Annotated in this window: 4 protein-coding genes; all 4 read right to left on the bottom strand. The window is 50.7% G+C overall.

The features are described 5' to 3' along the window. Positions 1-32: 32 nt before the first annotated feature. Entirely contained in the window at positions 33-326 is a 294-nt protein-coding gene (locus tag CDI09_RS17995; protein ID WP_146220942.1) for a hypothetical protein, read from the bottom strand. 94 nt (positions 327-420) lie between these two features. Next, a complete protein-coding gene (locus CDI09_RS17010) occupies positions 421-1611 on the bottom strand; it encodes a GIY-YIG nuclease family protein (RefSeq protein WP_078528570.1) in 1191 nt (396 codons plus the stop codon). Beyond that, complete coding sequence (locus CDI09_RS17015; protein ID WP_078528572.1) at positions 1604-3688, bottom strand: DEAD/DEAH box helicase; 2085 nt, start codon at positions 3686-3688, stop codon at positions 1604-1606. The genes CDI09_RS17010 and CDI09_RS17015 overlap by 8 nt, the downstream gene beginning before the upstream one ends. A 3-nt stretch (positions 3689-3691) precedes the next feature. Further along, the coding region (locus tag CDI09_RS17020; RefSeq protein WP_322788397.1) for a class I SAM-dependent DNA methyltransferase at positions 3692-5348 on the bottom strand (1657 nt) is incomplete at its 5' end.

Below are 5348 nucleotides of genomic sequence, written 5' to 3' on the forward strand. Positions count from 1 at the left end.
CTCGCATACAACTGCAAAAGAATGGCACGGCTTCAGGCAGCATAAGCCGGGTCAGCCTCGGCGTTATCAGCCGCAAAATGCCCAACCCGACAGGCTGCTAAGCGATGTTTATCTGCGGCAATATCTTTTTGCGCAGAGGATATTTTATGCTGTTGATATGCAATATATGTTGTAATTGCTCCAAATATAACTGTAGGAACTGCCCTCAAAATTCCATCATTGCTGCACTTAATCATGAAATCATAAATACGATATAATAAAAACCCAAAAATTACAGAATAAACATAAGGCGATATAGAGTTTTTCATGCAAAATTTTTTAACCATTTATTAAACCAATCATTATTAAAATAATATTTTGTTTAAATTGAATAAAATTTAGCTATTCCCATGTGGGAAATTAGAAATTAATAGTTAATATCTACTCAATACTAACCAAATTTGCCTTTTCTGGATCGTAAATCAATCCATAAATACTTTCATCGAATATTTTTCCAACTAATTGAGACACGATATCTAGCGGAACCAGAAACCACTCTTTGGGTTGCACTGGATGCCCGAACCGATCCTGAATCGTCAAATCAATTTGTGCAGGGGCCAGAACCCGGTGAAAGATCTTCTCCAGCTTCGTGCGATTAATATTGAAGAGCTTATAGGTCGCCACGACTTCCACATCAGCCAGAAGATAGGTCGCATCGTGCTTCGCATTGGCGATCCGTTTTTTCACGTCGCCTCCCGTCACCCCGATCTTGTGGATCAGGTTACGATGCTGCGCGATATACGGGTTATCTGACAGACTTCTCAAAACATAGATCGTGCCACTTTCCAGATCATCCGGTTCAACGGTTGTTCCGAACAAAGGCCCGACCGTCGGATCTGTAATCCGACGCCCCGCCTCATCCTTATAGAGAGCCCGCTGGAGCGATCTCAGCAGGACATCACTCTCGGTTCCGTTGTCATAGATAACCCGCAGACGGCTGTCTCTGCGACCGTACTCTGTCTCGAACTCTTCACCGACATGCGCGACGTAAACCATCTGCCCTTTCAGGATAAAGAATTCTCCCTGCCGAATACCGGCTTCCTGCCCAAAGGGACGTGTTTCCCGCACGCCGGATTTCAGATCCTCCTGCACCTGGGCGAACAAAGGCCGAAAGGTTTCAAAATCCTTGCAGGGTGCCCGACTGGCAATTTCTTCCGCTGCCCGTACTTCTGCGCGTGATTTCACATGCTTCAGGACAGTGATGGATTCAGCTGGTGGCTCGGCCTCGATGCCCAGTTCAGCCAAAAGAGCATCATCATCCAGCGTATCGGGATCAGGACTCTCAGCGTCTATCCCGGAAACACTCAGAAGCCCATGCGGATCGCGCTGCGCCAGCAATGACCGGCATTTTTCCAAAGCCCGTATTCGATCCAGACGCACGGCATAAAGCCGTTCGAAAATATCTCTGTCTTCTCCATGCTCAGGAGCATGTCCATGTTCCTCATAGAAACGACAGATATCCTCAAACCCGGCAATAATCCGCTCTTCCTCAGCCGTCAGCGCAGCCTTCTTTTTGGTCTCCAGCGAGACACCAAGTTCGGCCAGAAGCTCTGCATCACTCAGTTCAGCCATTCGCCCGTTCCTCTGCCGTCTTACGCGCCAGAACAGCCACTCCTTCGGCCATCTTACGTTCCCACGCATCGGGAGATGTCAGCTCCGGAAGACGTCCCCGCTCCTTTTTGAACAGAAGCGCGCGCTTTGCCAGTTCCCTTGCCTCTTCAATCGTCAGAGCAATATGACGACCGGCAATGACCTCCTGAACCTGTTTGAGAGTCTCTGCATTCATGCTCCTGGCCAGGATCTTGTAGGCTTCCTCAAACGGATTGATCGCATCAATCAGGTCGATATCCAGATCCCGGACATTCATGGCAATCTTCCGCATCCCCTCAATCAGGGCTGTATTGCCACCAATTTTCTCCTCTCCCCCGGCTGCCTGCGTGACCTCTTCCGCTGCTTTCTGCCCCTTTTGGGTCAGATTGAATGCCGCCACGGCGTGCTGGCGCACAGCCTCCTGATCCTCATCCGAAAGCTCGGGATACCGGTCCCGAATAATTTTCCCCAACCGGACCTGTGTCAGCTCTTGAGGGGCTGTCTCCTCGTCGAACAGACCATGTTCCAAGGAGGGCTTGTCCTGCACAAAGGACGCCACAACTTCGTTCAGATCCTCACGGCATATCCGCTGCGCTTCAGGGCTTTTGGGAGAAACCAGCCCTTTGATCTCCATATGGAACTGACCGGTCTGCTCATTAAACCCGACATTCGTGCCGTTTGGCTTGTAGCCTTCCTCCCCATAGTCATAGCCATCCAGAGGCGCACTTTCTGCGGTCTTTGGCGTAAACTCGAAACGTGGCGTCAGCACCTGTTCCATAAGCAGGCTGGCGGCAATAGCCTTGAGCATGTCATTGACCGCATCCGTCACTTTTTCCTGGGACGCATCCGGTTCAGCAATCAGGTTGATGAATTCAGCCCGTGTTTTACCAGGCGCATCGCGGGTAGCGCGGCCAATGATCTGAATGATCTCCGTCAGGCTGGAACGGTATCCGACCGTCAGGGCCTGCTCACACCAGATCCAGTCAAACCCTTCCTTGGCCATACCCAGCGCAATGATGATGTCCACATGATCGCGGTTATTTTTCTGCGTCGGATCCTTCAGGGCGGAGACAACCTTGTTGCGCCGGACAGGCTCATCTTCCACCAGATCGGCAATACGCAGCACCCGGCCATCGACACGACGCACCAGATGAAATCCTGTTTCTATATCCTCTCCTTCCCAGTCTCCCAGGATGGACAGGATATGCTCGACTTCCTTGTGCTTCTGGGTCGTGCTTTCGCGTGAATTGACATTGGGAATATGCACGATCGTTTTGCGCGTGCCATCCAACACCCGGTCAATCGCATCCAGATAGGAGCCGGTATAGAAATAATATCCCAGATCCAACTCTTTAAGGTACTGGTACCCATTCAGTTGCTGATAGTAGGTGTAAGTGACCGTCTCGAATTTGCCTTCATCTTCAGGGGACAGCACAGCAACGGCATCCCCACGGAAATAGGAGCCGGTCATGGCGATGATGTGCGTTTCCCCACGGACAATCAGCTGGTTGAGATAATATCCCAGCCTGTTTTTCGGGTCTGCGCTGACATGGTGGAATTCATCTACTGCCACCAGACACCTATCGAATGCCGCAATGCCCAGTTCTTCCGCCGCGAACCGGAACGTCGCGTGGGTGCAAACCAAAGTCTGGTCTTTGCTCCCCAGAAACTCTCCAACCGCTTTGACCTTGGAGCGTGCAACCTGTCCTTCATCGGAACCTGGCGCGTTGCACAGATTCCATTTCGGCTGGACGATCCAGTCTGCCCAGAAGCCGAACTTGCTCAGCGGTTCGCTCATGAAGCTACCCCCGATCGAGCGTTCCGGCACAACGATCAGGGCTTTTTTCACCCCCTGATGCGCCAGCTTATCGAGGGCAACAAACATCAGGGCGCGGGATTTACCAGAGGCAGGCGGTGACTTGATGAGGAGATACTGCTCGCCCCGTTTCTCATAGACCGCTTCCTGCATGGGACGCATGCCCAGTTCATTGGTCCTGGCAGACTGACCTGTCTGGCCGGTACGCAGGGAAACAGCGGGAATAACCGGATTGATCGTCATGGCTCAGGCGGCGTCCTTCTTCTTTTTCGTCTTGCCGCCTTTTTTGGCGATCATCTTACTGTAGAGGTCGAACAATTTTTCGAGACGCTCCGTATCATTGCGGAAGCGCCGACCGATATAGATCCGTTCCAGCACCTCATCATTGCGGTCATGAGCGGCCCGCAGATTGTCTGGCATCTTGTCAGGATCATACAGATCGGCAATCGTGGCCGGGAAATGTGCCTCACGCGCCAGAAGAATGTCCTCGGCACAACGTGTCAGATCGGCACGGTTCTTTTCGGTCAAAGTCGGAACAGGAAAAGTATTCCAGCCTAAAGTATTGGAATATGAAAAATCCGTACGCATACGAACGCAAACTGTTCCAATCCACACCCAATGAAGGCGAGAGGCAATCAGCGCCATATTCCAGAGAGGGACATCGTACAAAGCATATATTTTATTAGTGACCACATCTTCTTGTGGAAGAAGGCCTACTGGGAGAAAATCTCTTCCTTCAGAGCTTATTCCCGGAACAGCAATAGTATATCTTTGTGCTGCATTATGCTCGCGAAATTGGTAGGGTTTTTCTGCCAGCCCGCGTGCACCAGAATCCCGGCTGGCTAAACGCATTTTTTTAACAGCCTCTACACGTTGTGCGATTGCTGGGATGGTTAATGCTTCATGCGCGTCCTTATCGTCGATCCAGAGGCAATATCTTTGAATACCTCTGATAAATTCCGCAGATCCAACAATACGCCGAATGAATTTGGACTTTTGACTATCGTCCAGTTTCAAGTCCGCAAGTTCACCTTCATCTAAAAGAAGGTTGCCACCATCTACGGGTTTATTTCCAAAATTCATCTCCCCCAATTCAGCACTGAGAGGCTTTCCCTGTTTCTCAACGACAACATTTTTCCCTGGCACCAAATAGGCATTAATATGCCCAGATTCCTGCCTGATTGTTTTCCCATCAGCTCCGTTTGAAAAGAGAATTCTGGGATGCTCAGAAACAGGCGTAATCCCAATGATAGCGACCGTCACGCCCGCATTATGCGCTGCCAGATTGGCCCACTTGAACGAGGTATGGGCAAAACTGATTTCATAGTTCAGGCCAAAAATCAGAGGCCAGAGCATGGGAACCTGCTGCCCCTGACAGATGGAATTTGTGCTCACAAATGCGCTGGAAGAGCCTGTTTTTTGACCATAATCCGCAGCCTTCATGAACCAGCCTGCAACATAATCCAGAGACTTCCAAGATTTCGTACGCTGCCCGAAAATCTGCTCCAGATCAGCTTTCTGCTCAGCTGACTGCCAGGTGCTGCCCTTGTAGGGAGGATTGCCACAGATATAGGTTTCAGAACCTTTCTGAGGAGGACAGACGTCAAACCAGTCCCGCTCCAGAGCATTCCCGCAGACGATATGCCCTGTATCCTTTAAGGGTAGCACATTCAGGCGGGCCTGTTTCTGGTCGATATGGATTTCGTCACTCTGAAACTCAGCGATCAGAAGCGACAGACGCGCGATTTCCACAGCAAAGTCACGGATCTCAATCCCATAAAAATTGGCCAGAGGGATGACTGATTTGGGACTATCCTGAATTTTGTGCGGTGTGGTGATAAATTGCTCGAAGAGGAGCCCCCGCATGAGCATTGATAAAGACCTCCTGGACCGCCTGATGGAA

This window comes from Komagataeibacter nataicola (assembly GCF_003207795.1).
Lineage (GTDB): Bacteria > Pseudomonadota > Alphaproteobacteria > Acetobacterales > Acetobacteraceae > Komagataeibacter > Komagataeibacter nataicola.

Bases quoted from the DNA above. Each gene is read 5' to 3' on its own strand.
- CDI09_RS17995 (WP_146220942.1), bottom strand. From the start codon at position 326: ATGGTTAAAAAATTTTGCATGAAAAACTCTATATCGCCTTATGTTTAT.
- CDI09_RS17010 (WP_078528570.1), bottom strand. From the start codon at position 1,611: ATGGCTGAACTGAGTGATGCAGAGCTTCTGGCCGAACTTGGTGTCTCG.
- CDI09_RS17015 (WP_078528572.1), bottom strand. From the start codon at position 3,688: ATGACGATCAATCCGGTTATTCCCGCTGTTTCCCTGCGTACCGGCCAG.